Here is a 4,534-nt window from a genome sequence, read left to right on the forward strand (position 1 = left end):
AGCGCCGCCAGCCCATCCGGCGCGCGCGCCTGCACCACGCGCAGCCCCGGCACGCCCAGCGCCAGCGCGTTGCGCGCGGCCCGCGCCGCACGTTCCGGCCGCGCTTCCAGCCCGATGGCGCGGTTGGCCGGGTGGCGCAGCATCCACTCGATGCTGACCGAGCCGCTGCCGCAACCGATATCCCACAGCAATTCCCCCTGGCGCGGCGCCAGCATGGCCAGGGTGACGGCGCGGATCTCCTGCTTGGTGATCTGCCCGTCATGCTCGAATGCCGAATCCGGCAGGCCGGTGGACAGCGGCAGCACGCGCGCCTCAGGCCCCGCCGCCACCTCGATCGCCACCAAGTTCAGCGGGCCGGGTTGCAGGACGAAGGCCGCGGCCGTGGTGGCGCGGACCTGCTCACGCGGGCCGCCCAGGGCTTCCAGCACATGCAGGCGGCTGCCGGCGAAGCCATGGTCGCGCAGATAGGCCGCCACCGCCGCCGGCGTGGTGGCATCGGCGCACAAGGCCAGGATGCGCGCGCCCGGCTGCAGCAACGGCCGCAATGGCGCCAGCGGCCGGCCGCAGAAGGAAATGGTGGCGCAATCCTGCATCGCCCAGCCCAGCCGGGCGCAGGCCAGCGCGAAGGCGGAAGGCGCCGGGACGCACAGCACCTCCTCCACCGGCACCAGCCCGGCCAGCAGGCTGCCGACCCCGAAGCAGAACGGATCGCCCGAGGCCAGCACCACCACCGGCCGCGGCTTCAGCGCCAGCAGGGCCGGGAAGGCGCCGTCCATCGGGCTCGGCCAGGGCCGCGCCTCCCCCGCCAGCAGCGATTCCGCCAGCGCCAGATGGCGCCGCCCGCCATAGACGACCGAGGCACCGCGCAGCAGCCCGCGCGCCGCTGGGGACAGGCCGTTTACGCCGTCCTCGCCAATGCCCAGGATGGTCAGCCATGGGGAAGAGGTCATCGACATTGCGGGTCCTGCTGTTGGGCGGAACGACGGAGGCCTCCGCGCTCGCGCGGCTGCTGGCGGCGGATGGGCGCTTCGAGCCGACCCTCTCGCTCGCCGGGGTGACGCGCGCGCCGCGCCCTCAACCCATTCCCTGGCGCATCGGCGGCTTCGGCGGGGTGGAAGGCCTGCGCCGCTACCTGGCGGAGGCCGGCATCGAGGCGCTGGTGGACGCCACCCACCCCTTCGCGGCGCAGATGACGCGACACGCCATCGCCGCCGCTGGCACCCTGAAGCTGCTGCGGGTGGAACGCCCGGCCTGGACCCCCTGCCCCGCCGACCACTGGCTGCCGGTGCCGGACATGCAAGCCGCCGCCCAGGCCCTGGGCCCCGCACCCCGCCGCGTGCTGCTGACCATCGGCCAGAAGGAACTGGCGCCCTTCCGCGAAACGCCAGGCCACCACTACATCATCCGCAGCGTCGACCCGCCCGAGCCAGCCCTGGTGCCCCCCGGCGCCGAGATCATCACCGCCACCGGGCCTTTCAGCCTGCAGGAGGAACGCGCGCTGCTGGCACGCCACGCCATCCAGGTCATCGTCACCAAGAATTCCGGCGGCAGCGCCACGGCGGCCAAGCTGGCCGCGGCACGCGAACGCGGCATTCCGGTGGTGGTGATGCAACGCCCCTCCGCGCCGGCGGTGGAAAGGGTGGCGGATGCGGCGGCGGCGATGGAATGGCTGGGCGCCGTGTGGGAGCGTGGCCAAGGGGGCGCCGCCCCCTTGGAACCCCGGCTGGGGTGACAGTGTCACCCCAGACCCCGCCGTGAGTTTTGGCGTGTCGCACTGGAGGGTGGTGGCGAAGGTTGGCAGCCACGCTCTTTCGAAAAGATTATAAAATGCACTGGAAGATAGCGGACCGCACACTTGCGAGTGCGCTTCCGCTGAGACCCCACAGGGAGGCATTTGTGAAAGGGGCTCTGCCCTTCTCACACTTTCCCCGCCAAAGGCCTGAGGCCTTTGGAAACCCGTTCCTTGGCTGATCAATATGGACGAAGCTGTTTCTGAATCAACAGCCAGAAACAGCTGCTTCACCGAATCACAACGCCACACCCTGAATGAATCGCGGGTGCAGGGGATCGTATCCCCTGCCAGGGGAGTTTGAGGGGGCAGTGCCCCCTCAATCCAACCACGAAGACAGCGCGCCCCAACCGCAACCAAGCCAGCATCACCCGCACCAAGGCCCACGAATCCAGAGCGGACAGTGCCCTCCCTGGCCGTCCGAATCATGACGACGCGATCCCTCGCGGCGAATACACCCAGGGCCGCATGCCGCCCGGCCGTTCCAGCACCCGTGTCGCGGCGGAGCCGATCATGACCAGCGTGCGCATATCCGCCAGGGCGGGGTCGGCGTCGCGCAACGGCAGGATGGTGATGCGCTCATCCGGGCGGGTGACGGCGGTGGCGAAGACCACGGGCACGTCACCGGGCAGGGCTTGCCGCAGCAATTCCAGCGCCGCGCCCAGCTGCCACGGCCGGGCGCGGGAGAGCGGGTTGTACAACGCGATGACGAAACCGGCCACGGCCACGGCGCGCAACCGCTGCTCGATCACCGCCCAGGGCTTCAGGTTGTCCGAGAGCGAGATGGCGCAGAAATCATGCCCCAGCGGCGCGCCCACCCGGGCGGCGGCGGCGAACATGGCGGAGATGCCGGGCAGCACCTGGATATCCAGCGCCCGCCAGGATGCTTCGCCATGCTCCACCGCCTCGAACACCGCGCTGGCCATGGCGAAGACGCCGGCATCGCCGCCGGAGACGACGGCGACGCGCGCACCCACGGCCGCCAGTTGCAGGGCGTGGCGGGCGCGGTCCAGCTCCACCCGGTTGTCGCTGGCGTGGCGGCGCAGGCCGGGGCGATCCGGGATGCGGTCTACATAGGGGAAGTAGCCGATCAGGTCGGTGGCCACGGCCAGCGCGGCCTCGACCTCCGGCGTGCGCTGCGCCGGATCGCCAGGGCCGAGGCCGAGGATGGCGACGCTGCCGCTGCTCATCGCGGGTTCTGCCGGCCGGGGATCAGCAGCAGGGAGAAATACGGCGCCGGGCTGTCATCCCGCTGCGGCAGCGGCACCGCGTGGCCACCCGGCATGGTGCCGCGTTCCACGTAGATGGCGCGCGCCGTCAGGCCCAGTTCATCCAGGATGCTGCGGATGCGCGGGAGGTGGCGGCCGAGCTTCATGATGACGGCGGCTTCCGCATGGCGCAGGCGGGTGGCCAGGGTGGCGCTGTCCAGCGTCGCCGGCAGTACCATCAGCGTATCGTCCCCGTGCACGATCGGCGCCTGCGCGGCGGACCAGCAGCCGGACATGGCGGTGATGCCCGGCACCACCTCCACCGGGAAGCGGCCGCGCAGCCGGTCAAACGGATACATGGCGGAGCCGTAGAGGAACGGATCGCCCTCGCATAGCAGCGCCACGTCCTGACCGGCGGCAAGGCGGGTGGCCAGGGTCTCCGCGCAGGTATCGTAGAAGCCGGCCATGTCGACCAGGTAGCGCGGGTCCTCCACCGGCAGGTCGGTGGTGAAGGGGTAGTCGAAGCGCAGCTCCTCCGCCGCCGGATTAAGGTGGGGCGTGGCGATGGTGCGCGCATGGCCGGGGCGGCCGCGCTTGGCGAAGAAGGCGAAGACCGGCGCGGCGCCCAGCAGTCGCGCCGCCTTCAGCGTCAGCAGCTCCGGGTCCCCCGGGCCGAGGCCGAGGATGGAGAGCGTTCCGGTCATTCCGCTTCGCTCGCCAGGGCATTGACGGCGGCGACGGCCATGGCGCTGCCGCCCAGCCGGCCCTCGACGATCATCCAGGGAATCCGGCCATCTTCCGCCAGGGCCTGCTTGGATTCGGCGGCACCGACGAAGCCGACCGGCAGGCCGATGATGGCGGCCGGCGGCGGCGCCCCGCGGTCCAGCAGATCGAGCAGGTGGAACAGCGCGGTGGGCGCGTTGCCGATGGCGACGACGGCGCCACCCAGCCTCTCCCCCCACAATTCCAGCGCGGCGGCGGAGCGGGTGTTGCCGATGCGCTTCGCCAGTTCCGGCACGCGCGGGTCGTCCAGCAGGCACAGCACCTCGTTGCCCGCCGGCAGGCGCGGGCGGGTGATGCCGTGCGCCACCATCTTGGCATCGCACAGGATCGGCGCGCCGTTCAGCAACGCGGTGCGCGCGGCGGTGGTGAAGCCGGGGGCGAAGCGGATATGGCGCGTCACCTCCACCATGCCGCAGGCGTGGATGACGCGCACGGCCACGCGCGCCTCCACCGGGCTGAAGCCGGTGAGGTCGGCCTCCGCGCGGATGGTGGCGAAGGATTGCCGGTAGATGGCGGCGCCGTCGCGGATGTAGTCGCTGCGCGTGGTCATGAGGGTTCGAGCACCGCCAGGGTTTGTTCCAGGGTCAGGCCGGCCGCCGCCGGCGGGTCGCCGGCACGGCCGTTCCGCACCAGGGCGAGGCCGCCGGGCTGGCCCACCAGGGTGGCCGGTGCCGCGCCCGGATGCGCGCAGCCTTTGGCGCAACCGGAGACATGCAGCAAGGGCAGCCCGGCGGGCAGGCGCGGCGCCAGCCAG

General features: G+C 71.8%; 5 protein-coding genes and 1 pseudogene. 1 reads left to right on the forward strand and 5 read right to left on the reverse strand.

All coding sequences use genetic code 11. The features are described 5' to 3' along the window. On the reverse strand, positions 1-950 hold a 950-nt coding region (gene cbiE, locus IBL26_RS25125), incomplete at its 3' end, for a precorrin-6y C5,15-methyltransferase (decarboxylating) subunit CbiE (protein ID WP_241749737.1). Between cbiE and IBL26_RS25130 the strand changes: the two genes are divergently transcribed. After that, positions 935-1,732 carry a cobalt-precorrin-6A reductase gene (locus IBL26_RS25130; protein ID WP_187787238.1) on the forward strand — a complete coding sequence of 266 codons (798 nt, stop codon included), beginning with the start codon at positions 935-937 and terminating at the stop codon, positions 1,730-1,732. The genes cbiE and IBL26_RS25130 overlap by 16 nt on opposite strands. A 482-nt stretch (positions 1,733-2,214) precedes the next feature. On the opposite strand, the gene cobJ is transcribed toward IBL26_RS25130, so the two are convergent. The 4 genes and pseudogenes from cobJ to IBL26_RS25150 form a co-directional block, all read right to left on the reverse strand. Then, a complete protein-coding gene (gene cobJ / locus IBL26_RS25135; protein WP_187787239.1) occupies positions 2,215-2,979 on the reverse strand; it encodes a precorrin-3B C(17)-methyltransferase in 765 nt (254 codons plus the stop codon). Continuing rightward, entirely contained in the window at positions 2,976-3,701 is a 726-nt protein-coding gene (locus IBL26_RS25140; RefSeq protein ID WP_187787240.1) for a precorrin-2 C(20)-methyltransferase, read from the reverse strand. Before IBL26_RS25140 ends, cobJ begins: the two co-directional genes overlap by 4 nt. Next, on the reverse strand, positions 3,698-4,330 hold the full coding sequence (locus IBL26_RS25145; RefSeq protein WP_187787241.1) for a precorrin-8X methylmutase: 633 nt from the start codon (positions 4,328-4,330) through the stop codon (positions 3,698-3,700). The genes IBL26_RS25140 and IBL26_RS25145 overlap by 4 nt, the downstream gene beginning before the upstream one ends. Next, positions 4,327-4,534, reverse strand: a pseudogene (locus IBL26_RS25150) (precorrin-3B synthase); the annotation flags it as partial. The gene IBL26_RS25145 and the pseudogene IBL26_RS25150, both read right to left, overlap by 4 nt.

This window comes from Teichococcus aerophilus, assembly GCF_014490485.1.
Lineage (GTDB): Bacteria > Pseudomonadota > Alphaproteobacteria > Acetobacterales > Acetobacteraceae > Pseudoroseomonas > Pseudoroseomonas aerophila.